General features: G+C 70.1%; 24 protein-coding genes and 1 riboswitch. Of the genes, 14 read left to right on the forward strand and 10 right to left on the reverse strand.

Annotation, left to right across the window (positions count from 1 at the left end):
- Nucleotides 1-81 precede the first annotated feature (81 nt).
- The 3 genes from OG801_RS21485 to OG801_RS21495 all read left to right on the forward strand — a co-directional run bounded on the left by OG801_RS21485 (nt 82) and on the right by OG801_RS21495 (nt 3,464).
- Nucleotides 82-858: an isoprenyl transferase gene (locus OG801_RS21485; RefSeq protein WP_355018188.1), complete on the forward strand. Its 777-nt coding sequence runs from the start codon at nt 82-84 to the stop codon at nt 856-858.
- 312 nt (nt 859-1,170) lie between these two features.
- Nucleotides 1,171-2,565, forward strand: coding sequence for a PhoH family protein (locus OG801_RS21490; protein WP_355018187.1), 1,395 nt, complete (start codon nt 1,171-1,173; stop codon nt 2,563-2,565).
- Nucleotides 2,566-2,753: 188 nt separating this feature from the next.
- On the forward strand, nt 2,754-3,464 hold the full coding sequence (locus OG801_RS21495; protein ID WP_406031235.1) for a lytic transglycosylase domain-containing protein: 711 nt from the start codon (nt 2,754-2,756) through the stop codon (nt 3,462-3,464).
- A gap of 105 nt (nt 3,465-3,569) precedes the next feature.
- On the opposite strand, the gene OG801_RS21500 is transcribed toward OG801_RS21495, so the two are convergent.
- Both OG801_RS21500 and OG801_RS21505 read right to left on the reverse strand, forming a co-directional pair.
- Nucleotides 3,570-4,958, reverse strand: coding sequence for a class II fumarate hydratase (locus tag OG801_RS21500; RefSeq protein WP_406031237.1), 1,389 nt, complete (start codon nt 4,956-4,958; stop codon nt 3,570-3,572).
- A gap of 18 nt (nt 4,959-4,976) precedes the next feature.
- Complete coding sequence (locus OG801_RS21505; protein ID WP_406031239.1) at nt 4,977-5,663, reverse strand: spermidine synthase; 687 nt, start codon at nt 5,661-5,663, stop codon at nt 4,977-4,979.
- A gap of 36 nt (nt 5,664-5,699) precedes the next feature.
- Here OG801_RS21505 and OG801_RS21510 point away from each other — a divergent pair, with 36 nt between their 5' ends.
- The 5 genes from OG801_RS21510 to OG801_RS21530 all read left to right on the forward strand — a co-directional run bounded on the left by OG801_RS21510 (nt 5,700) and on the right by OG801_RS21530 (nt 9,221).
- The gene (locus tag OG801_RS21510) at nt 5,700-6,566 is read left to right on the forward strand and encodes a glucose 1-dehydrogenase (RefSeq protein WP_406031241.1); all 867 of its coding nucleotides are present in this window, start codon (nt 5,700-5,702) and stop codon (nt 6,564-6,566) included.
- Nucleotides 6,566-7,066, forward strand: a complete 501-nt coding sequence (locus OG801_RS21515) for a DUF6328 family protein (protein ID WP_406031243.1) — start codon at nt 6,566-6,568, stop codon at nt 7,064-7,066. Before OG801_RS21510 ends, OG801_RS21515 begins: the two co-directional genes overlap by 1 nt.
- Nucleotides 7,067-7,127: 61 nt before the next feature.
- On the forward strand, nt 7,128-7,574 hold the full coding sequence (locus tag OG801_RS21520; protein ID WP_406031245.1) for an NfeD family protein: 447 nt from the start codon (nt 7,128-7,130) through the stop codon (nt 7,572-7,574).
- A gap of 15 nt (nt 7,575-7,589) precedes the next feature.
- Nucleotides 7,590-8,618 (forward strand): SPFH domain-containing protein, encoded by a 1,029-nt coding sequence (locus tag OG801_RS21525; protein WP_406031247.1) that lies wholly within the window; start codon nt 7,590-7,592, stop codon nt 8,616-8,618.
- 60 nt (nt 8,619-8,678) lie between these two features.
- Nucleotides 8,679-9,221, forward strand: a complete 543-nt coding sequence (locus OG801_RS21530) for a GNAT family N-acetyltransferase (protein ID WP_406031249.1) — start codon at nt 8,679-8,681, stop codon at nt 9,219-9,221.
- 81 nt (nt 9,222-9,302) lie between these two features.
- On the opposite strand, the gene OG801_RS21535 is transcribed toward OG801_RS21530, so the two are convergent.
- From OG801_RS21535 to OG801_RS21570, 8 genes are all read right to left on the reverse strand, one after another.
- Nucleotides 9,303-9,614 carry a zf-TFIIB domain-containing protein gene (locus tag OG801_RS21535; protein WP_406031251.1) on the reverse strand — a complete coding sequence of 104 codons (312 nt, stop codon included), beginning with the start codon at nt 9,612-9,614 and terminating at the stop codon, nt 9,303-9,305.
- A 114-nt stretch (nt 9,615-9,728) separates the two neighbouring features.
- Nucleotides 9,729-9,962: a helix-turn-helix transcriptional regulator gene (locus tag OG801_RS21540; protein WP_292648302.1), complete on the reverse strand. Its 234-nt coding sequence runs from the start codon at nt 9,960-9,962 to the stop codon at nt 9,729-9,731.
- Between the two features lie 3 nt (nt 9,963-9,965).
- Nucleotides 9,966-10,832 (reverse strand): ABC transporter permease, encoded by an 867-nt coding sequence (locus OG801_RS21545; protein ID WP_355231951.1) that lies wholly within the window; start codon nt 10,830-10,832, stop codon nt 9,966-9,968.
- Nucleotides 10,829-11,773 (reverse strand): ABC transporter ATP-binding protein, encoded by a 945-nt coding sequence (locus OG801_RS21550; RefSeq protein ID WP_406031253.1) that lies wholly within the window; start codon nt 11,771-11,773, stop codon nt 10,829-10,831. The genes OG801_RS21545 and OG801_RS21550 overlap by 4 nt, the downstream gene beginning before the upstream one ends.
- Before the next feature lie 59 nt (nt 11,774-11,832).
- Complete coding sequence (locus OG801_RS21555; protein WP_406031255.1) at nt 11,833-13,521, reverse strand: fumarate hydratase; 1,689 nt, start codon at nt 13,519-13,521, stop codon at nt 11,833-11,835.
- A gap of 155 nt (nt 13,522-13,676) precedes the next feature.
- The gene (locus tag OG801_RS21560; RefSeq protein ID WP_355021897.1) at nt 13,677-14,576 is read right to left on the reverse strand and encodes a Gfo/Idh/MocA family oxidoreductase; all 900 of its coding nucleotides are present in this window, start codon (nt 14,574-14,576) and stop codon (nt 13,677-13,679) included.
- Between the two features lie 93 nt (nt 14,577-14,669).
- Nucleotides 14,670-15,671, reverse strand: coding sequence for an NEW3 domain-containing protein (locus tag OG801_RS21565; RefSeq protein WP_406031257.1), 1,002 nt, complete (start codon nt 15,669-15,671; stop codon nt 14,670-14,672).
- 35 nt (nt 15,672-15,706) lie between these two features.
- Complete coding sequence (locus OG801_RS21570) at nt 15,707-17,140, reverse strand: Gfo/Idh/MocA family oxidoreductase (RefSeq protein ID WP_355021899.1); 1,434 nt, start codon at nt 17,138-17,140, stop codon at nt 15,707-15,709.
- Between the two features lie 280 nt (nt 17,141-17,420).
- A riboswitch (TPP riboswitch) is annotated at nt 17,421-17,530 on the forward strand.
- Nucleotides 17,531-17,556: 26 nt separating this feature from the next.
- On the opposite strand from OG801_RS21570, the gene OG801_RS21575 reads away from it, so the two are divergent.
- From OG801_RS21575 to thiD, 6 genes are read left to right on the forward strand one after another with little or no spacing between them, the layout of a single operon-like run.
- Complete coding sequence (locus OG801_RS21575; protein WP_406031259.1) at nt 17,557-18,129, forward strand: thiamine phosphate synthase; 573 nt, start codon at nt 17,557-17,559, stop codon at nt 18,127-18,129.
- Nucleotides 18,129-19,154 (forward strand): glycine oxidase ThiO, encoded by a 1,026-nt coding sequence (thiO, locus tag OG801_RS21580; protein ID WP_406031261.1) that lies wholly within the window; start codon nt 18,129-18,131, stop codon nt 19,152-19,154. Before OG801_RS21575 ends, thiO begins: the two co-directional genes overlap by 1 nt.
- A complete protein-coding gene (gene thiS, locus OG801_RS21585) occupies nt 19,151-19,351 on the forward strand; it encodes a sulfur carrier protein ThiS (RefSeq protein ID WP_355021902.1) in 201 nt (66 codons plus the stop codon). The genes thiO and thiS overlap by 4 nt, the downstream gene beginning before the upstream one ends.
- A complete protein-coding gene (locus OG801_RS21590) occupies nt 19,348-20,115 on the forward strand; it encodes a thiazole synthase (RefSeq protein WP_406031263.1) in 768 nt (255 codons plus the stop codon). Before thiS ends, OG801_RS21590 begins: the two co-directional genes overlap by 4 nt.
- Entirely contained in the window at nt 20,112-20,702 is a 591-nt protein-coding gene (locus OG801_RS21595; RefSeq protein ID WP_406031265.1) for a thiamine phosphate synthase, read from the forward strand. The genes OG801_RS21590 and OG801_RS21595 overlap by 4 nt, the downstream gene beginning before the upstream one ends.
- Nucleotides 20,699-21,472, forward strand: a complete 774-nt coding sequence (gene thiD / locus OG801_RS21600; protein ID WP_406031267.1) for a bifunctional hydroxymethylpyrimidine kinase/phosphomethylpyrimidine kinase — start codon at nt 20,699-20,701, stop codon at nt 21,470-21,472. The genes OG801_RS21595 and thiD overlap by 4 nt, the downstream gene beginning before the upstream one ends.

The following is a 21,472-nucleotide window of genomic DNA, read 5'->3' on the forward strand; positions in this document are numbered from 1 at the left end:
AAGACTATCGGCTCGACCTGAAGACCGGGTGAACCCCGTCCCGCTGGGAGATGTGGGCACGGCGCCGATACCCTTCTGCACGTGGCAGACTGGAAGGAAGGCGTACGTCGGGTTCTCTACCCGGCCTACGAGGCGCGGATGCTCCGCAAGATCGATTCCTCCAAGCTGCCCAAGCACGTCGGGGTGATGCTCGACGGCAACCGTCGCTGGGCCAAGGAGGTCGGCCAGTCGACCGCCCACGGCCACCGGGCCGGCGCGGCCAACATCGAGCCGCTGCTCACCTGGTGCGACGAGATCGGCATCGAGGTGGTCACCCTGTGGCTGCTCTCCACCGACAACCTCAACCGCCCCGCCGACGAGCTGGCACCGCTCCTCGAGATCATCGCCGACGCGGTGGACTCGCTCGCGGACGTACGCCGCTGGCGGCTGCACCCGGTCGGGGCGCTCGACCTCCTGCCCGACTGGCTGTCCCAGCGTCTCAAGGCCGCCGAGGAGGCGACCCGGGACGTCGACGGGATGCTGGTCAACGTCGCGGTCGGCTACGGCGGCCGCCGCGAGATCGCCGATGCCGTACGCGCCCTGCTCAACGAGCACGCCACCCGCGGCACCTCGCTGGAGGAGCTCGCCCAGATCATCGACGTCGAGCACATCGCCGACCACCTCTACACCAAGGGCCAGCCCGACCCCGACCTGGTGATCCGTACGTCGGGGGAGCAGCGCCTGGGCGGATTCCTGCTCTGGCAGAGCGCGAAGTCGGAGTTCTACTTCTGCGAGGCCTACTGGCCCGACTTCCGCCGCACGGACTTCCTGCGGGCCCTGCGCGCCTACGCCCACCGCGAGCGTCGCCTCGGAAGGTGACCACTGTCCTGACCACTGGCCGGAACAATTCGGTGGTGTCACCAGGAGTTCACAAAGAAAAATCGTTCGTGTTGCCACGGACCGTTGGTTCGGCGTCGTAGCGTTGTACCAACGGCGGGGAACAAATTCCCGTCGCACCTGGAGGCCCGTTACGTGAGTAGTCACGAACCGAACCTGCGTCAGGATCTCATCGATCCCGACGGGTGTGAGGCGGTCGGCACCCCGACTGACGGTCCACCGTCCGGTCCATCTGATTAGTGATGAAATGACCGGACTCATGGGTGTATGAGCCGGTCGCGAGAGGTGATCCGCGTGGCCAACCCAACCACGAACGAGCATGTCACCGAGGTCGATACGTCGGCCGCTCCGACACCGGCGTCGGAGTCTTCGCCCTCCGAGAGCGAGGCGCCTTCAGCGCGTACGTTCGTTCTCGACACCAGCGTCCTGCTCTCGGATCCGAAGGCCATGACGCGCTTCGCCGAGCACCAGGTCGTGCTCCCGGTGGTGGTGATCACCGAGCTGGAGGGCAAGCGGCACCATCCGGAGCTGGGCTACTTCGCCCGCTCCGCACTCCGGCAGCTCGACGGGCTGCGGATCACTCACGGCCGCCTGGACACCGCGGTCCCGGTCGGCGAGGAGGGCGGCACCATCCGTGTCGAGCTCAACCACACCGACCCGTCCTCGCTGCCGAGCGGATTCCGGCTCGGGGACAACGACACCCGGATCCTCGCGGTCGCGCGCAACCTGAAGGGTGACGGGCTCGACGTCACCCTGGTCTCCAAGGACCTGCCGATGCGGATCAAGGCGTCCGCGGTCGGGCTCAAGGCCGAGGACTACCGCGGTGAGCGGATCAACGACTCCGACCCGGGTTACTCCGGGATGGCCGAGTTGGACGTCGCCGCCGCGGCCCTCGACGAGCTCTACGACGACGGCGTCCTCGAGCTCGACACGGCCCGCGACCTGCCCTGCCACACCGGTCTGGTGCTGATGTCGGACCGCGGCACCGCGCTGGGCCGGGTCGGCCCCGACAAGCAGGTCCACCTCGTCCGCGGCGACCGGGAGGTCTTCGGGATCCACGGCCGCTCCGCGGAGCAGCGGATCGCGCTCGAGATGCTGCTCGACCCCGAGGTCGGCATCGTCTCCCTCGGTGGCCGGGCCGGCACCGGGAAGTCGGCGCTGGCGCTGTGCGCGGGCCTGGAGGCGGTCATGGAGCGCAACCAGCACAAGAAGGTGCTGATCTTCCGCCCGCTCTTCGCCGTCGGTGGCCAGGAGCTCGGCTACCTCCCTGGGACCGAGGGCGAGAAGATGTCGCCGTGGGGCCAGGCGGTCTTCGACACGCTCTCCGCGATCACCACGCAGGACGTGATCGACGAGATCATCGACCGGGGCATGCTGGAGGTGCTGCCGCTGACCCACATCCGCGGCCGGTCGCTGCACGACTCGTTCGTGATCGTCGACGAGGCGCAGTCGCTGGAGCGCAACGTGCTTCTGACGGTGCTCTCCCGCATCGGCGCCAACTCGAAGGTCGTGCTCACCCACGACGTCGCCCAGCGCGACAACCTCCGGGTCGGACGCCATGACGGCGTGGTCGCGGTGATCGAGAAGCTGAAGGGCCACCCGCTCTTCTCCCACGTCACCCTGACCCGCTCCGAGCGCTCGCCGATCGCCGCGCTGGTTACCGAGATGTTGGAGAACGTGGTGCCGTAATCCTTGTCACGTCAACGGCCCCGGACCTGAAAGGTCTGGGGCCGTTGTGATTTCTGTGACTCATGTTACGGAAGTGATGCTCAGGACGGTCATTTCTGACCTACAAACGGTGCGTCCGGTTTGATACGAGGTTGGTGCTCATGCATTGTTTGCGGGTCTGCAATGCCTCAGCCCCCGAATGAGAGCCCGTGACCAAGCCAGTTCATCGTGCCCCGCGACATCGCGGTGCGCCAGCGAATCCGCTTGTCGACGTTCCGCACAAGGCTGCGCGTACGACCGCCAAGACAACCCTCCTCCTCTCCGTCCTCGCCCTCGGCGGGACCGGCGCCGCAGTCGCAGGCGGGGTGGCCTACTCCGGGCCAGCCACCGACGACCCGACGCTCAGCGCGGGTGAGTCGGCCGCTGCCGACATCCCCGAGCTCACCGACGCCCAGCGCGCCGCCATCGAGGCCGAGTCCGCCGCGCGCGGCGGAGAGACCTCCCTGTCGCGTTCGGCCGGTGACCGCCGAGAGGTCGCCGACCCCGGCAAGCAGGCCGCGCTGTCGGCCGGCAACGACGTACGGGCCATCGCCGGCGTCGAAGAGATCGAGATCGATCTGCGCAACCCCAAGGACATCGCCAAGTCGATGCTCGGCGACTTCGGCTGGGGGATGGACCAGTTCTCCTGCCTCGAGCCGCTCTGGGAGAAGGAGTCGGGCTGGAACCACACCGCCGCCAACCCCTCCTCCAGCGCGTACGGCATCCCGCAGGCCCTCCCTGGCTCCAAGATGGCCTCCGCCGGCGACGACTGGGAGACCAACCCCGCCACCCAGATCGAGTGGGGCCTCGGCTACATCAACGACCGCTACGGTTCCCCCTGCGGCGCCTGGAGCCACTCCCAGTCCGTCGGCTGGTACTGAGCAGAGGCCGAGTCGACTCAACCTGGCACCAAATCACGTCGAGTCGGCGCGTCATGACGCGCCGACTCGACGTGTTTCTTGGTCAGGATGAGCCGACTCGGCGTTTCAGGGGTGGGTCATCGACTCTGCGTCCAGGGCTTCGTCCAGCTGAGCCTCGGTGAGGGTGCCGTCGGCGACGTAGCCGAGTTTGATGACGGTGTCCTTGATCGTGGCGCCCTCGGCGAGGGCCTGCTTGGCGACCTTGGCGGCGGCCTCGTAGCCGATGTACTTGTTGAGCGGGGTGACGATCGAGGGGGAGGACTCGGCGTAGGCGCGGAGTCGCTCGGGGACGGGGACGATCCCGTCGACGGTGCGCTCGGCCAGGACGGTCATCGAGGTGGAGAGCAGGCGGATCGACTCCAGGATGTTGCGGGCCATCACCGGCATCGCGACGTTGAGCTCGAAGGCGCCCGAGGCGCCGGCGGCGGTCACCGCGGCGTCGTTGCCGATCACCTGGAACGCGACCATCAAGGTCGCCTCCGGCACGACCGGGTTGACCTTGCCGGGCATGATCGAGGAGCCCGGCTGGAGGTCGGGCAGGTGGATCTCGGCCAGGCCGGTGGTGGGGCCGGACGACATCCAGCGCAGGTCGTTGTTGATCTTGATCAGGCCGACCGCGAGCGTCTTCAGGACGCCGGAGAGCTCGACCAGCGAGTCGCGGGTGCCCTGGGCCTCGAAGTGGTTGCGGGCCTCGGTGAACGGCTGCCCGGTGCGGTTGGAGAGGTCGGCGATCACCGCCTGCGGGAACCCGGCGGGCGTGTTGATGCCGGTGCCGACCGCGGTGCCGCCCAGCGCCAGCTCGCGCACCCTCGGGAGCACCGACTCGAGCCGCTCGGCCGCGTAGCGGACGGTGGCTGCGTACCCGCCGAACTCCTGGCCCAGGGTGACCGGCGTCGCGTCCATCAGGTGCGTACGCCCCGACTTCACCAGCCCGGAGAACTCCTCGGCCTTCGCCTCGAGCGAGCCGGCCAGCACGTCGATCGCGGGCAGCAGTTGCTCGGTGACGGCGACGGCGGCCGCGACGTGGATCGCGGTCGGGAAGGTGTCGTTGGAGGACTGGGAGGCGTTGACATGGTCGTTGGGATGTACGTCGCCGCCCGCCCGCGCCACCAAGGAGGCGATCACCTCGTTGGCGTTCATGTTGGAGGAGGTGCCGGAACCGGTCTGGAAGACGTCGATCGGGAACGCGTCGTCGTGGCGGCCCTCGGAGACCTCGCCCGCGGCGGCGATGATCGCCTCGGCCTTGTCGCCGGGCAGGACGCCGAGGTCGAAGTTGGCCTTGGCAGCAGCCGCCTTCACATGACCGATCGCACGGATCAGCGCCGGCTCGATGGGCGTGCCCGAGATGGGGAAGTTCTCCACGGCCCGCTGGGTCTGGGCGCGCCACAACGCGTCCTTCGGGACCCGGACCTCTCCCATGGAGTCGTGCTCGATGCGAAAGCTCATGTCGTCCATGTCTGATTCAACCTTTGACTAGTTGGTGCCATTCCCTCGCGAGACCCCGCCGGCAGAGAGCCGGCCCACATAGAGCCAGTACGTCTCGGAGTGCCCCTGCAGGTCGACCGGGTAGGAGAGCGCCTCGGCGTCGTCGAAGACCTGCGCCATCACCTCCAGCAGCGCCGGAGCCTTCGCCGCCGACCACACCACCACGGTGCCACCCGGGGCCGTCGCTCGCCGCGCATCCGCCAGCGCGGGCGCCTCGTACAGCGCCCCGTTGGCGTCGTGGACCAGGTAGCCGGGGCCGTTGTCGACGTCCAGCAGCACGACGTCGTACGCCTCGGCCCGGCTCTCGCGCAGGACCACGGCCACGTCGGCCACCTCGATGTGGACGCGCTCGTCCGTCAGCAGGTCGGGGCCGTGGGGGATCCGGCCGGTCCGCATCCACTCGACCAGGCGCGGCTCGATCTCGACGACCGTGACCGCCTCGACCCGTGGGTCGGTCAGCACGGCCTCGAGGGTGAACCCGAGCCCGAGGCCACCGATGAGCACGTGCTTCGGCGCCGGGTGCAGCTCGAGGGCGTGCGTGGCCAGCGCCTTCTCGGTCGAGGTCTCTCGGGTGTCCATCACGAAGATCCCGTTGGCCCGCAGCTCCAGGTGGCCGTCCGCTCGATGCCGTAGGGCCAGGCCACCGTCGACGATCACCGATTCACTCCCGCTCACGGTTCCATTGTGTCGGATGTGGGTACCGGGCAGGTCATGAGCGATGACACCACCCAGTTCCCAGCCCAGCAGCAGGAGCCTCCCGGGCTCACCGGCGAGATGGACCCGCTGCCCGACCACGGCGAGTCCAGCTACCAGGGCCACGGCCGCCTCGATGGCAAGGTCGCGCTCATCACCGGTGCCGACTCCGGCATCGGCCGCGCGGTCGCCATCGCGTACGCCCGCGAGGGGGCCGACGTGGCCTTCACCTACCTCCCGGAGGAGGAGCCGGACGCGCAGACGACCTCGAAGCTGGTCGAGGAGGCCGGACGTACGCCGCTGGCCATCCCGATCGACCTGCGCGAGCGCGAGGCGTGCGACGAGGTCGTCGAACGCACCGTGCAGGAGCTCGGCGGCCTCGACATCCTGGTCAACAACGCCGGCTACCAGTTCGCCCGCGACAAGGGTCTGACGGACATGGACGACGAGCGGATCGACCGGACGTTCAAGACCAATCTCTACGCCCTGCTCTGGCTGACCCGGGCAGCCGTCCCGCACCTGCAGAAGAGCAACGGCTGCGTCATCAACAACGCCTCGATCCAGGCGTACGAACCCTCGACCAGCCTGCTCGACTACGCCGCGACCAAGGCGGCCATCAACAACTTCACCGTCAACCTCGCCGCCGAGCTCGGGCCCGATGGGGTCCGGGTGAACGCGGTGGCGCCGGGACCGATCTGGACCCCGCTGCAGCCGGCGACGCAGGCGCCGGAGAAGGTGCAGAAGTTCGGGGCCAACACACCGCTGGGGCGCGCCGGTCAGCCGGCCGAGGTCGCGCCGGCGTTCGTGTTCCTGGCCTCTCCGGCCGAGGCGTCCTACGTCTCCGGCACCGTCCTCGGGGTGACTGGGGGACGGCCGGTGTTCTGATGGCCGCGAGCAGCTTTCACCACGATGCGATCGAAGGTGGTGGTCCGGACGAGGGCCCGGCGGAGCGGATCACCCGTAACTGGAACGAGCTCCTCCAGGAGCTTCGGGTGCTGCAGACCGGCGTGCAGATCCTGACCGGTTTCCTGCTGACGGTCCCGTTCTCGCCCCGCTTCCCGGACCTGGCCGACCATCAGCAGATGATCTACCTCGTGGTGCTGGTCGGCTCGGTCGTCACCACGTCCCTGATCATCGCCCCCGTCTCCTTCCACCGGATCCTGTTCCGGCGCCGCCAGCGGCCGTGGCTGGTCAAGGCCTCGCACGCCTGTGCGCGGGCCGGCCTGGCGGGTATCGCGATCACCTCGGCGCTGGTCGTGCTGCTCGTCTTCGACGTCGTTCTCTCCTTCGGAGCCGGGGTCGTCGCATCCCTCGGCGTCCTGGTCCTGTTCGTCTCGCTGTGGGTGGGACTGCCACTGATGAACGGGCGAAACAACTCGCACTGATCCCATGTGATGTCCACCACACCGGGAGTACCCTGGTGAGGAACCGAAGTCTGGTGGGCTTATGTGGTCGTACTTCTGGATCATCGTCGCGGTACTGCTCGGAGTTGCCGAGGCGTTCACGATGACGCTGGCGTTCGCTTTCGTCGCCGGCGGGGCGTTGCTTGCCGCGGGCAGCGCCGCCCTCGGCGCGCCCGTGCTCCTGCAGATGCTGATCTTCGCGCTCGCCGGTGGCGGCAGCGTGCTGCTGGTGCGGCCGATCGCACGCCGTCACATGGCCCTGCCGCCGCCGGTGCGTGATGGCACCGACGCGCTGGTCGGCCGTCAGGCGGTCGTCCTCGCGGAGGTGAGCTACGCGCACGGGCTGGTCCGGCTCGCGGGCGAGGAATGGACCGCCCGCCCCTATGACGAGGACCTGGTCATCCCTGTCGGATGCCGGGTCGACGTGCTCGAGATCGAAGGCGCGACGGCGCTCGTGCATCCGCGGGACCCGCTGTCGCTGTCGCCCTAGGAGGAGACGTACGACATGGAACTTCTGCTGATCGTTCTGGTTCTGGTCGGGCTGGTGGTCGGGGCCGTCGCCTCGACGGTGCGGATCGTGCCGCAGGCCAGGCGCTACAACATCGAGCGCTTCGGGCGCTACCGGATCACCCTGCAGCCAGGGCTCAATTTCGTGATCCCGCTGGTGGACCGGGTCAACACCAAGCTGGACGTACGCGAGACGGTCTACTCCTCCAACCCGCGGCCGGTGATCACCGAGGACAACCTGGTGGTCAACATTGACACGGTGCTCTACTACCAGATCACCGACCCGCGGTCGGCCGCCTACGAGGTCGCCAACTACCTGCAGGCGATCGACCAGCTCACCGTCACGACCCTGCGAAACCTGATCGGCTCGATGGACCTGGAGAGCACCCTGACCTCGCGCGAGACGATCAACGCGCGGCTGCGCGAGGTGCTCGACGACGCCACCGGGAAGTGGGGGATCCGGGTCAACCGGGTCGAGATCAAGGCGATCGACCCGCCGGCCTCGATCAAAGAGGCGATGGAGAAGCAGATGCGCGCCGAGCGTGACAAGCGCGCCGCCATCCTGCACGCGGAGGGCAAGCGGGCCTCGCTGATCCTCGAGGCCGAGGGCACCCGGCAGAAGTCCATCCTGGAGGCGGAGGGCAACCAGCAGGCCCGGATCCTCGAGGCCGAGGGTGAGGCCACGGCGCTGGAGCGGGTCTTCCAGGCGGTCCACGCCAACGACGCCGACCCCAAGGTCCTGGCCTACAAGTACCTCGAGATGCTGCCCTCGCTCGCCTCGCACGGCAACTCGTTCTGGGTCATCCCCGGTGAGCTCACCGAGGCGATGCGCACAGTCACCGGCGCCTTCGCCGACAGCGCCTCCTCTATGCAGTCGGCGAAGGGGTCGGACAACGGCCACGACGCAGGACGTACGCCGCCGGTTCCCTCGCCTCGCGAGGCGATCGAGCAGGCGGAGCACGAGGCGGCCAAGGCGGTCGAGGCGGCACACGAGGAGTCGGCCAGGGCGGATCGCATCATCGGGTGACGCCGCGGAGGTCGCAGAAACCCGTTTCCTGAGGCACCCGGTCGCTGACAGGATGGCGGGGTGCCGCTGCCCACCCCGACGCTGACGACCGAGTGGTTGCGGCTGCGGCCGTTCGCCGACGCCGACGCCGAGCCGCTGTTCGCCCTCCAGAGCGACGCGTACGTGCTGCGCTACTGGGACTCGCCGCCCTGGACCGAGCGGGCGCGTGCCGAGCAGTTCATCGCCCGAAGCCGTGCGATGGCCGAGGAGGGGAGCGGGGCGCGGATGGTCATCGAGCGAGACTCCACCTTCGTCGGTTGGTGCACCCTGAACTCCTGGAACCCCGAATTTCGCAGCGCCTCGCTGGGCTACTGCCTCGCCAGGGCCGGATGGGGTCAGGGCATCGCGACCGAGGCCGCGGGTGCGCTCCTGGGATGGGCGTTCGACACGCTGGACCTGAACCGGGTCCAGGCGGAGGCCGACACCCGCAACGCCGCCTCTGCCCGGGTGCTGGAGAAGCTCGGCTTCACGCTGGAGGGGACGCTGCGCGAGGACTGCGTGGTGAACGGCGATGTCTCGGACTCGTGGGTCTTCGGGCTGCTCCGACGTGAGTGGCGGCCATAGGGCCTGCGGGAAACCCCTGCGACACACCGCATGTCGGTGTGTCGCAGGGACCGTCAAGCGCGTCCGTGGCCTCCAGCCGGATCAGCCGAAGAGGTCACCCAACCAGGACTCACGGTGGTGGCTGTGGCGCTTGTCGTGGCGCCGGTCGTCGTCGTAGTCGCGCCGCTCGTACTCTTTCTTCTCGTAGTCCCGCTTCTCATAGCGTCGCTCGTCGCGCTGCTCCTGGCGGGGCTGCTGGTAGCCGCCGGGCTGCGGGGCGCCGACGGACCGTTCGACGATCTTGTCGATCTCGCCGCGGTCCAGCCACACGCCACGGCACTGCGGGCAGTAGTCGATCTCGATGCCTTGGCGCTCGCTCATCACCAGGGTGGCACCGTCGATGGGGCACTGCATGGGGGTCTCCTCGTCGTCGGGGATCGGCGCCCATCAACCTATCCGGTCGCCCCGCATCGCCGAGGCTCAGCGTCGGCGGACCTCCGGTCTTCGGCTGCTCCGGAAGGAATGGGATCAGTCGCCGAGACGCTTGAACGGCTCGATGGCGAAGACGACGTCGACGGCGACGTCGAAGTAGGCGGCGATCCGCAGAGCAAGATGCAACGAGGGGCTGTACTCGCCCCGCTCCAGGTAGCCCACGGTCTGGTAGTGGACGCCGAGGGCGTCGGCGAGCTCCCGACGGGAGATACCGCGCTCGGCGCGTAGCATCGCGATCCGGTTGTAGACGGTGTCCGATTCGTTGGCCACAGGTCAGTAGCCCCTGGTCATGACCTTGTCGCGCGCGGCAGCGATCGCGGAGCCGGTCTGGCGGCGAGCCATCCGGCGGAGCACGATCGGTGCCAGCACGAGGCCGACCACGGCCCAGACGCCGAGGACGCCGAACATCTCGACCGTGCGCCAGGAGTCTCCGATCTCCGCGGCCTCCGCCCCCGCAGGCATCATCGCGGACCGCGTGCCGAGCCCGAGCCAGTAGAAGGGGAAGATCTGCCCGACCCACTGCAGCCAGGTGGGCATCGCGGTGATCGGGTAGAAGATGCCGGAGATGGCGATCAACAGCATCGAGGCCAGCATGATCAGCATCGACTGGGCGCTCGACTTGAAGATCGAGCCGAGCGCCGACCCGATCGGAACGGTCGCGACCATGCCGACGACGAAGATGACTGGGAGCAGCAGCGCCGTGCGGCCGTCGATCCGGAGGTCGCCGATCACCGTCAGCGCGGGAATCGCGAGCAGCACCAGGCTGGCCAGCGTGGTCAGCCCGAAGAACCAGATCTTGCCGATCAGGTAGCCGAGCATCCCGTCGGGCGTGGCTTTGGCCCGCAGCAGCGTGCCGTCCTCACGGTCGGTGGCGATCTGCATCGCCGGGCCCGCGAGGCCGCCGAAGGCGATCGACATCCCGATCAGGCTCGGCAGCACCATCGCACCCAGTGCGAGGTCGGTGCCGGGCACGGTGTTGCCGCGCATGAACAGCAGCGTCACCGTGAAGCTGACCGGGAACAGGAGCATCCAGAAGATGTCGCCGACGTCGGTCAGCGAATACTTGGTCTCCAGCCACCCGCGGTGCAGCCCGGCGCGTACGGCGACGCCGCGCGTACCTTTCGTCCCGGTGGTGATCATGACAGCGCCTCCAGTTTCTCGTGCTCCTCGGCCTGGCCGCTCTCGACCCGCTGGACGAGCGTCAGGTAGGTGTCCTCGAGGTTGGCCCGTTTCACCTCGAGCTCAGTCACGTCGGGGTCGGTCGCGAGCAGGCGGCGTACGAACTCGGTCGGGTCGCGGTCCTCGACCGCGTGCACGTGCCGCTCGCCTCCGGCGGTCCAGCGGACCTCCGCCTTGGTCGCGAGGTCGAGGGCCAGCTTGTCGGGACTGCCGTCGGCGATAATCGTGCCGCGGTCGAGCACGAGGATCCGGTCGGCGAGCTTCTCCGCCTCGGCCAGGTCGTGGGTGGTCAGCAGCACGGTCGTGTTCTCGAAGTCGGAGAGCCGGTGCACGAGTTCGTGGAACTCTCGTCGCGCGTGCGGGTCGAAGCCGGCCGTCGGCTCGTCGAGGAACACCAGTTCAGGACGGCCGACGATGCCGATCGCGACGTCGACCCGGCGGCGCTGGCCGCCGGAGAGCCGCATCACCCTCTGGTCTGCGTGGGCGGTGAGGCCGACGACGGCAAGGAGCTCGTCGACGTCCCAGGGGCGAGGGACCTCAGCGGTGGCGTACGGCGCGTAGAACCGCGCGTGGTAGTCGAGCAGGTCGCGCACCCGCCAGCGGCTGTGGTCCCGCCATGACTGGAGCACCACGCCGACCCGCGCACGCCACCGCTCGTCGCCCCGTGCCGGGTCGGAGCCCAGCACCGAGACGTCGCCTGAGGTCGGCATCCGGAATCCTTCGAGGACCTCGATGGTCGTGGTCTTGCCGGCGCCGTTGGGGCCGAGCAGGGCGACGACCTCGCCGCGACGGGCGGAGAAGGTCACGCCCTTGAGCACCTCGTTGCTGCCGTAGCGCACCCGCAGGTCGCGTACGTCGAGCGCTAGGTCGGTGAGCGCTGTTGTGCTCTCGCTATCGGGCATAGCAGGAATACTACGACCGATAGACGAAGTGCGACAGCGAATTGGGTGTGCCCCCCCGCTCAGCGCTCCTTGGAGCGCACCCGGATCCCGGTCAGGGGGACGGTGGTCGTTCCGCTCGGGTCGGTGAAGAAGTCGTTGCCCTCGCCGTCGACGACGATGAAGGCCGGGAAGTTCTCGACCTCGATCTTCCAGACCGCCTCCATGCCGAGCTCGGGGTACTCGAGCACCTCGACCGACTTGATGCAGTCCTGCGCCAGCCGAGCGGCGGGGCCGCCGATGGAGCCGAGGTAGAAGCCGCCGTAGGTCCCGCAGGCCTCGGCCACGACCTTGGAGCGGTTGCCCTTGGCGAGCATGACCATCGATCCGCCCGCGGCCTGGAACTGCTCGACGTAGGAGTCCATCCGGCCGGCGGTGGTCGGGCCGAAGGAGCCTGAGGCCATCCCCTCGGGCGTCTTGGCGGGACCGGCGTAGTAGACCGGGTGGTTCTTCAGGTAGTCCGGCATCTCCTCGCCGGCGTCGAGGCGCTCCTTGATCTTGGCGTGCGCGATGTCGCGAGCCACGACCATCGGGCCGGACAGGGAGAGACGGGTCTTGACCGGGTGCTGCGACAGCGTCGCCAGGATCTCCGACATCGGCTGGTTCAGGTCGATGTCCACGACCTCGCCGGCCGCGATCTCCTCGGCCATGCCGGCGTCGGGCATGTACTGCGCCGGGTCGGTCTCGAGCTGCTCGAGGAAGACGCCGTCGCGGGTGATCTTGCCCAGCGCCTGGCGGTCGGCGGAGCAGGAGACCGCGATCGCCACCGGACAGCTCGCGCCGTGGCGGGGGAGCCGGACGACGCGTACGTCATGGCAGAAGTACTTGCCACCGAATTGGGCTCCGATCCCGAAGGACTGGGTCAGTTCGAAGACCTTCTCCTCGAGGTCGGTGTCGCGGAAGCCGTGGGCGCTCATCGAGCCCTCGGTCGGGAGGTTGTCGAGGTAGTGGGCCGAGGCGTACTTGGCCGTCTTCAGCGCGAACTCCGCGGAGGTCCCGCCGATGACGACGGCGAGGTGGTACGGCGGGCAGGCGGCGGTGCCGAGCGAGCGGATCTTTTCGTCGAGGAAGGTCAGGATCCGGTCGGGATTGAGGATCGCCTTGGTCTCCTGGAACAGGAACGACTTGTTGGCCGAGCCGCCGCCCTTCGCCATGAAGAGGAACTTGTACTCCGGGCCGTTCTCCCCCTCGCTGGTCGAGTAGATCTCGACCTGCGCGGGCAGGTTGGAGCCGGTGTTCTTCTCCTCGTACGTGGTCAGCGGCGCCAGCTGGGAGTAGCGCAGGTTGAGCTTGGTGTAGGCGTCGAAGACACCGCGGCTGACGGTCTCGGCGTCGTCGGCGCCGGTCAGCACGCCCTCGGACTTCTTGCCCATCACGATCGCGGTGCCGGTGTCCTGGCACATCGGCAGGATCCCGCCGGCGGAGATGTTGACGTTCTTGAGCAGGTCGAGCGCGACGAAGCGGTCGTTGCCCGAGGCCTCGGGGTCGTCGATGATCTTGCGGAGCTGCTGGAGGTGGGCCGGGCGGAGGTACTGGTTGATGTCCTTCATCGCCTCGGCGGTCAGCCGCCGGATCGCCTCGGGGTCGACCTTGAGGAACTTGCGCCCGTCGACCTCGATCTCTTCCACCCCCTCGCTCGTGATCAAGCGGTAAGGAGTGTCGTCCTTGCCGGTCGGGAGGAGGTCGGAGTACCGGAACTCAACGTCAGCCACGAAAGGGAATCGTACGCCGCCCCGGCCTCGGTCCCGGCCTCGGTCCCGGCGTCGGCTCCGGGGCCGACACCGAGGGCAGAGGATGGCGCCGGCCTTCTCGAGAGTGGCGTGGAGTCGTGGCTGTTACGCGCGGGGCGGGGGCTGGGAGCCGGCCGTCAGGCGGCGGGCCCGGCTCGCAGGGCCGCCGATGCCGCGACCAGCGTCGCCACCACGGAGGTACTGAAGGCGGGATCCATCACCGCCGCGGCGCACGGGCCGCGGGACGGGCCGGACGGCGGCACCAGGCCGGAGACGAGCGCGCGGTAGGTCTGGACCCCGCCCTGCCGTGGGTCCCGGGGCAGGCGGTGCACGCAGTCGTCGGCGCCGACCAGTTCGAGGACGTCCTGCTTCGTGGACGCCGAGACCGACACCAGCGACCGCGCGCTCGCCCCTCGCGCATGGGTGGTCTCGAGCACGATGCCCTCGTCGGTACGGCGGGCCGAGACGGTCGTCACGTCACCGAGCGCGACCTGCAGGGCGGCGAGCACGTGGGGTCCGAGATCCCACAGGGCGCCGTCGGTCTCGCGCCGCCACGCAGATCGGCCGAAGGGGTCGTCGCCGACCGTGGCCGTGTTCGTGAGCACCGCTCTCGCCGATGACCACGTGCGTTCGGCCGCGGCGTCCAACCACGGGGCGACGGTGCTGTCGAGCAGCCGGGAGTAGTGGACGAGCACCGGCTCGGGATGTCCGTGCAGCCGCTCGGCCTGCTCGACCCGACGGGCCACCGGCTTCTCGAGCAGCAGCGCCTTGCCGGCGTCCAACGCCGCCGGCGTCAGCCCGGCCTGGACGTCGGGCGGCACGCAGAACGCAACGACGTCGACCCGGTCCAGCAGGTCGACGTAGGTGCTCGCCGGCTCGAAGCCGTGTCGGCGGGCCAGGTCGGCGAGGTCGGCGTCGTTGCGCGACCAGCCGTGGGTCAGCCGCACCTCGGGTGCGGCGGCGAGCGCCGGCGCCACGGTCAGCCGGGCCCAGGGCCCGGAGCCCACCAGCCCCACGCGCAGGACGCGCTCAGGCATCGGTGAGCACCGCCACGAGCCGGGTGTGCCTGGACATGTGATCCTCGAACTCGCTCGGGTGCTCTCCTGACTTCGGCAACCTACCCGAGCGGGTCAGCCGGCGAGGCCCATCGCGAACACATGCAGGGCACTGTTGGCGGGCAGGACCACGAAGTCGACGGTCTTGCCGGCGGTCAGCGGCACCGAGTTGGCGAAGACCCGGTACTGGTAGGCCGCGTCGCCGTACCCGTCGGGTCGGTTGCGACCGACGCTCGAGGCGACCAACGTCGCGCCGTGCGCGTCGGCCTCCTGGAACGACCAGTTGGGCAGACCGGTCTCGTCCGTCGACGACGTGCCGTCGGTGTAGAAGACGGTGACCGTGCCCGTGGCACCGTAGCTGCTGCCCGAGCCGAGCAGGACCAGCGCGTCGCCGCTGCCGCTCACCTTCACGGCTTGGCCGCCGCTGGCGACGTTGTCGGCCGTGCCGGGCGCGACGTCGGGCATCGTCAGGGTGGCGCCCAGCGCCTCGACCTCGGCCCCCCGGCCCAGGCCCACGTCGGCCAGCTTCTGGGCCGAGAAGCTGTTGCCGGCACCGTCGAAGTTCCCGGCGGTGGTGGCGCTCTCGTCGGTGACCCCGGTGTTGTTGAAGGCCGCCGCCAGATTGGCCATCGGCTCGCCGGAGCGCTCCACCCGCGTGCCGACCGCGGCACCCGCGCCGTCACCGCCGCGGTAGGCGGCCGTGGCGGTGAAGGTGCGCAGATGGAAGCCCGGACGCCGCTCGGGCACCCGCACCGAGAAGGTGACGGTGGCGCTGGCGCCCGGCTTCACGGCTCCCGGGACCGACCGCGAAGCCGGGGCGACCTGCCAGCCCACCGGTCCCCGGAGCGAGACCGTGAGCTTGCGCAGCGCCGCCGTCGATTGGTTGCGGACGGTGACCGGCACCTCGACGATGGCCGGCCCGTCGAGGTCGACCGCTCCGATGGTGACGCCGACCGTCTGCGTGGTCGCCGCAGCCGCTGCCGGTGCCGCTGTGGTGGCGGCGGGGGCCACCAGAAGACCGCCGAGGGCGATCGTGAGCGCGAGAGCCGCGCGGGCGATGAACGACGGAGCGACCATGGTAGGTGCCTTTCGGAAGGTGATGTCGGTAGGGATCAGGGGACGGGGGGCATCTCGGTCTGGCGCGAGTCGAGGCCGACCCTCGGCTTGCGCCAATTGCCCCGGGTGAAGTCGGGGATCTCCACCGGCTTGCCGTTCTTGGCCAGCGACTCGACGCTCAGCGGGACCGGTGAGCACCACATGGCCGAGTCGTAGACGTCGATGTCGGGGACCAGCCCGGCGCGCATCGTCTGGATGAGACGCCACTGCAGGATGTAGTCCATGCCGCCGTGACCGCTCCCGGAGGCGTCGTCCTCGAGCTCCTTCCAGAGCCAGTGGTCGAACTCTTGGCGCAGCGCCTTGAAGCCGCGCCAGGTGTCGCCGCTGTGCAGCGGCTCGGCGTAGACGCGGGCGCCGGTCGAGTCGCCGCCGACGTAGTCCTCGAACAGGCCGCGGCTGCCCTCGATGCTGTTGATGCGGCTGTAGGGCCGGGGCTGGCTCACGTTGTGCTCGGCGCTGATGGTGCGACCCCCGGAAGTGGTGATCTCGCAGCTGATGCGGTCGCCGTTGATGTACTCCTCCTTCCACGACCGGTGGTCGCGGGGGACGAAGCGCTCGCGGTAGTCGGCCAGGCCCCGCGGCGCGGTCGCGGTGGCGGCCAGCGTGACGGCTCGGTCGCCGCGGTTGACGTCCATCGCGGCAGCGATCGGCGCCAGGCCGTGCATCGGGTAGAAGCTGGCGGTGCTGCGGGTGTGCCACAGGCGCCGCCAGTCGTCGGTGTAGTAGCCGTCGTTGAACAGCAGGGCTCGCAGATCGTGCAGGTAGCCGCCGGCGCCGTGGGTGATGTCGCCGAAGACCCCCTCGTGCGCCATCTTGAGCATCGCCAGCTCGTTGCGGCCGTAGCTGCAGTTCTCGGCGAGCAGCAGGTGCTTCCGGGTCATCTCGGAGGTGTTGACGAGGTCCCACAGCTCGTTGAGCTGCGTGGCGATCGGCAGCTCGACGGCGACGTGCGCGCCGGCCAGCATCGAGGTCCGCGCCTGGTCGTAGTGGAACTCCCAGGGGGTGGCGATGTAGATGAGGTCGAGCTCCTCGCGGTCGAGCATCTGCTTGAAGGAGCCACGCTTGCCGCCGTACTCCTTGGGGCGGGTCTTGCCGCGCGCGACGAGGTCGTCGGCCACCCGCGTGGCGCGGTCGGCGCGGATGTCGCACACCGCGACCACCTGCGCGCCGGGGATGTCGGCCCAGCCACGGGCCATCCCGAAGCCGCGGTTGCCGAGGCCGATCAGCCCGATGCGGACGATCTCGTGCGCCTCGAAGGGCTGGTTGACCATGGTGCGCTGGCCGGCGGCCCGCGCCGGGGTGGCGCCGGCGGTGAGGGCGCCGATGCCCAGGGCGGCCCCGCCCACTGCGGCGGCGGAGCCCAGGACGCTGCGCCGGGAGAACCCGGTAGCGAGCTTGGTGTCGGGCGTGGTGATGGACGTCGTCTGCATGTCTTCGCTCCGAAGTCGAGGTCGGGCCGACACGGCCTGAGTGATCGTTTATGATCGAATCAACGCTTGTATCGGCAGAATCAATCGCTCAGGGAAGACTGTAGGGCACGTCACATCGCGGCGCCAGACCTTCGCGCGCCGCGATCGTCGATCGACACGATCGGCTCGTCGCGGGGGTCAGGGGCGACGGGGCGACGGCGCCGCGGATCTCGACCTACCAGAGGTATCCCGCTGGATGGGCCTAGGGCTGGGGGTTCTCGGTGGTGCGCGCTATGGTCTGAGACGTCCACACGGGAGTCCGCGGCAGCGGGCTGAGAGGGAGCTAAGGCCGCTCCGACCGTTACACCTGATCCGGATCATGCCGGCGAAGGAAGTGATTGGTTGTGCCTCTTCCACGTATTTTCTGCCTGGTCTCCTTGAGCGAAGATCTCGCGCTGCTGCCTGCCTTCGCGGAGCTCGGCGTCGCCGGCTTCCAGGTGCGCGACAAGGCAGCGACGACCCGCGAGCTGCTCGCTCTGACCGCGGCCGTGATCGAGCGGGTCGGGACGTACGACGCCTGTGTGGTCGTCGACGACCGGCTCGACGTGGCGCTCGCGTCCGGTGCGCACGGCGTCCACCTCGGCGCCTCCGACCTTCCGCTGGCCGAGGCCCGGCGGATCGCCGACGCGGCCGCTCCGGGTCTTGTCGTCGGCGCGACCTGCCGTGACCGTGCCGCGGTCGAGGCGGCCGCCGCCGCGGGCGCTGACTACGCCGGCTTCGGACCGGTCTTCGCCACCACGTCCAAGGCCGGGCTTCCCGACCCGCTGGGGGTCTCCGCGGTCTCCGACGCGGTCGGTGTCCTCCCGCTGATCGCGATCGGCGGGATCTCGACCGCTTCCGCCGGGGCCGTACGCGCCGCCGGCGCCCATGGGGTCGCCGTGATCGGCGGGCTCTGGCGACATCCCGACCCACTCCAGGCCGCGAAGGAGCTCGTGGAAGCCGTCGGCTGATGCGCGTGCGGATCCTCGGTGCCGGGATCGTCGGGCTGTCCGTGGCCGACGAGCTGATCCGTCGCGGGCATGAGGTCACGGTGGTCGATCCGGCGCCGGGCTCGGGGGCCTCGTACGCCGCGGCCGGCATGCTCAGCCCGGCCGGTGAGGCCTGGTACGGCGAGGAGGACCTGACCCGGCTCTGCCTGTCCTCCCTCGCGCTCTGGCCCGACTTCGCCGCCCGGCTCGGGGTGCCCGTGCACACCCGCGGGACCCTGCTGGTCGGCGTCGACGCCGGAGACGTCCAGCAGGTCGAGCGGCAGCTCTCGGTGCTCGACCTCGCCGGGGTCTCCTACGAGAGACTCGTACGCCGCGAGCTGCTCGCCCGCGAACCCGGGCTCGGCCGCGTCGCCGGCGGGGCTTTCCTCGCCGAGGACCACTCGGTCGACCCGCGTGCCGTCGTCGCGGCCCTGCTCGATCGGTTGTCCACGCTGGTCGAGCCCGGCGAGCGCCAGCGAGCCGGTGTCGAGACCAACACAGTCACCGTCATCGCGACGGGGGCGAACCTGCCCGATCCGTACTCCTCCCTCATACGTCCGGTGCGCGGAGACGTGGTGCGCGTACGGACGCAGGAGCGGGTGGAACGGACGGTGCGGGCCTGGGCGCACGGCGAGCAGATCTACGTGGTGCCGCGGATCGACAGCGACGAGGTGGTCATCGGGGCCACCACCGAGGAGCGCGACGGTCCGCTGCGGCCGACCGTCGAGGGCGTGTGGCGGCTGCTCGACTCCGCCCGCCGGGTCGTGCCGGCGCTCGACCGCGCCAGCGTGGTGGAGGTGACCTCGCGCGACCGCCCGGGGACCGCCGACAACCTTCCTCTCGTCGGCTCGACCCACGAGCCGGGCGTCGTGCTTGCCGCGGGTGCCTACCGCAACGGGGTCCTGCTCGCGCCGCTCATCGCGCAGCTGGTGGCCGACCACATCGAGACCGGTTCAGTGGAACCCGCGGTCGATCCGCGCCGGTTCCGGATGAAGGAGGACGGATGAAGATCACCGTGAACAGCGAGCCGACGGAGGTCAGCGGCACCGTTGCCGACCTGCTCGAGGCACGTACCGGCGACCGGCGGCCGAGCGGCATCGCCGTCGCCGTGGACGAGGAGATCGTGCCGCGCGACGACTGGGCGCGCTGGCAGCTCCGGGACGGTCATGTCGTCGAGATCGTGACGGCGGTGCAGGGCGGATGAGCGACATCTTGAAGATCGCTGGCCACGAGCTGTCCTCACGCCTCTTCCTCGGCACCGGCGGTCTGCCCAACCTGGCTCTGCTCCCCGACGTCATCGACGCGGCCGAGCCCGGTCTGGTGACGGTCTCGATGCGGCGTACGTCCTCGACGGCCTCCGGCGGGTTGCTCGAGACGCTTCGCGCGGCGAAGGTGCCGATCCTGCCCAACACCGCGGGCTGCTTCTCGGCACGCGAGGCGGTGCTGACCGCCGAGCTCGCCCGCGAGGCGCTGGAGACGGACTGGGTCAAGCTGGAGGTGATCGGTGACGAGACCTCGCTGATGCCCGACGCCGTCGAGCTCGTCGAGGCCGCCGAGCAGCTGGTGCGCAAGGGCTTCACGGTCCTTCCGTACGCCACCGACGACCCCGTCCTCGCCCGCCGGCTCGAGGACGCCGGCTGCGCGGCGGTGATGCCGCTCGGCTCGCCGATCGGGTCCGGGCTGGGGCTGCTGAACCCGTACGCGATCGAGGCGGTCGTCGCTGCCGTGTCCGTGCCGGTCGTGCTCGACGCCGGCGTCGGGACGGCCTCGGACGCGGCCCTGGCGATGGAGCTCGGCTGCTCCGCGGTCCTCGCCGCCACCGCGGTGACCCGTGCGGACGACCCGGTCGGGATGGCTCGCGCGCTGCGCCTGGCCGTCGAGGCCGGGCACACCGCCCGCCGCGCCGGCCGGATCCCACGCCAAGCGGTCGCCCGGGCGTCCTCGCCGATGGAAGGCCGGATCGCATGACCGCGCTACCGCGACTGCTCGTCCTCACCGACCGCTCCCAGCTGCCGCTCGGCCGCAGCCTGGTCGCGACGATTGCAGCGTGCGCCGAGGCCGGCCTGACCCACGTCGTACTCCGTGAGCTCGATGAGCCCCTGGAGCATCGAGCAAAGCTGGCCGAGCTGCTCGCCGGACTCGGCCTGAACGTCATCGCCGCCCACACCCCTCTCCCTGCCGCAGTCGGCCTGCACCTGCCCGCCTCCGCGAGCAGTAACACGTCGTTCGTAGGGCCACCCCGCGGCCGCAGCTGCCACAGCGCCACCGAGGTCGCCCGCGCGGCCGAGGAGGGGTTCGACTACGCGATGCTGAGCCCGTACGCGCTGACCGAGTCCAAGCCGGGCTACGGGCCGCCGCTCGGTCCGGAGGCGTTCGGTGACCTGCCGCTCCCGACTTACGCCTTGGGCGGGATCACCCCGGACAACGCCGCGGCGGCGGTGGCGGCCGGGGCCCACGGGGTGGCCGTGATGGGGGCGGTGATGCGCGCGGAGGAGCCGGCCGCGGTCGTCCGCGACCTGCTGGCCGCCCTCGGCACGACGGCGGTGACGTCGTGAACCCGCCGGTCGCGCTCACCGTCGCGGGCACCGACTCCGGGGGAGCGGCGGGCACGGCGGCTGATCTGGCCACCTTCGCCGCGCTCGGGGTCCACGGAGCCTGCGTGATCACCGCCGTCACCGCCCAGGACACGACCGGGGTCAGCGACATCCACGCCGTCCCGCTCGCCACCGTCGAGGCCCAGCTCCACGCCGTCTTCGACGACCTTCCCGTCGCGGCGGTCAAGACCGGCATGCTCGGCAGCGCCGAGGTGGTCGAGCTCGTCGCGCGCCTCTGCACCGGCCGGCCGCTCGTCGTCGACCCCGTCCTGGTCGCCACCTCCGGCGCGGTGCTCGGCGGGGAGGACGTACGCCACGCCTATCTCGACCACCTGCTCCCCGTCGCCACCGTCGTCACCCCCAACCTCGACGAGGCCGGTGCCCTGGCCGGGCACGACGGGTCGCCCGAGGAACTGGCCAGGGAGCTGGCCGGTGTGAAGCCGGCCGTGATCGTCACCGGCGGCGACCCGGAGGCAACCGGGACGTGCACGGACTGGCTCGCCGAGCCGGGGAAGGCGCCGATCCCGCTCACGCATCCCGCCGTCCCGACGAAGAACGACCACGGCACCGGCTGCACCTACAGCTCGGCCCTGGCCGCCCACCTCGCCCACGGCGCCCCGCTGCGCGAAGCGGCGGAGCAGGCGGCCGCGTACGTCACCCGACAGCTCGCCGCAAGCCGGCACTGGACTCTCGGCCGCGGCCGAGGACCGATCGCCCACCTGAACACCTGA

Source organism: Nocardioides sp. NBC_00163 (assembly GCF_045206295.1).
Lineage (GTDB): Bacteria > Actinomycetota > Actinomycetes > Propionibacteriales > Nocardioidaceae > Nocardioides.

What these genes read in the sequence shown, in the direction of transcription:
- OG801_RS21595 (WP_406031265.1), top strand. Translation starts at nt 20,112, where the DNA reads ATGACCGCGCTACCGCGACTGCTCGTCCTCACCGACCGCTCCCAGCTG.
- OG801_RS21525 (WP_406031247.1), top strand. Translation starts at nt 7,590, where the DNA reads ATGGAACTTCTGCTGATCGTTCTGGTTCTGGTCGGGCTGGTGGTCGGG.
- OG801_RS21515 (WP_406031243.1), top strand. Translation starts at nt 6,566, where the DNA reads ATGGCCGCGAGCAGCTTTCACCACGATGCGATCGAAGGTGGTGGTCCG.
- OG801_RS21560 (WP_355021897.1), bottom strand. Translation starts at nt 14,576, where the DNA reads ATGCCTGAGCGCGTCCTGCGCGTGGGGCTGGTGGGCTCCGGGCCCTGG.
- OG801_RS21535 (WP_406031251.1), bottom strand. Translation starts at nt 9,614, where the DNA reads ATGCAGTGCCCCATCGACGGTGCCACCCTGGTGATGAGCGAGCGCCAA.
- thiO (WP_406031261.1), top strand. Translation starts at nt 18,129, where the DNA reads ATGCGCGTGCGGATCCTCGGTGCCGGGATCGTCGGGCTGTCCGTGGCC.
- OG801_RS21550 (WP_406031253.1), bottom strand. Translation starts at nt 11,773, where the DNA reads ATGCCCGATAGCGAGAGCACAACAGCGCTCACCGACCTAGCGCTCGAC.
- OG801_RS21500 (WP_406031237.1), bottom strand. Translation starts at nt 4,958, where the DNA reads ATGGACGACATGAGCTTTCGCATCGAGCACGACTCCATGGGAGAGGTC.
- OG801_RS21510 (WP_406031241.1), top strand. Translation starts at nt 5,700, where the DNA reads ATGAGCGATGACACCACCCAGTTCCCAGCCCAGCAGCAGGAGCCTCCC.
- OG801_RS21545 (WP_355231951.1), bottom strand. Translation starts at nt 10,832, where the DNA reads ATGATCACCACCGGGACGAAAGGTACGCGCGGCGTCGCCGTACGCGCC.
- OG801_RS21570 (WP_355021899.1), bottom strand. Translation starts at nt 17,140, where the DNA reads ATGCAGACGACGTCCATCACCACGCCCGACACCAAGCTCGCTACCGGG.
- thiS (WP_355021902.1), top strand. Translation starts at nt 19,151, where the DNA reads ATGAAGATCACCGTGAACAGCGAGCCGACGGAGGTCAGCGGCACCGTT.
- OG801_RS21590 (WP_406031263.1), top strand. Translation starts at nt 19,348, where the DNA reads ATGAGCGACATCTTGAAGATCGCTGGCCACGAGCTGTCCTCACGCCTC.
- OG801_RS21520 (WP_406031245.1), top strand. Translation starts at nt 7,128, where the DNA reads ATGTGGTCGTACTTCTGGATCATCGTCGCGGTACTGCTCGGAGTTGCC.
- OG801_RS21565 (WP_406031257.1), bottom strand. Translation starts at nt 15,671, where the DNA reads ATGGTCGCTCCGTCGTTCATCGCCCGCGCGGCTCTCGCGCTCACGATC.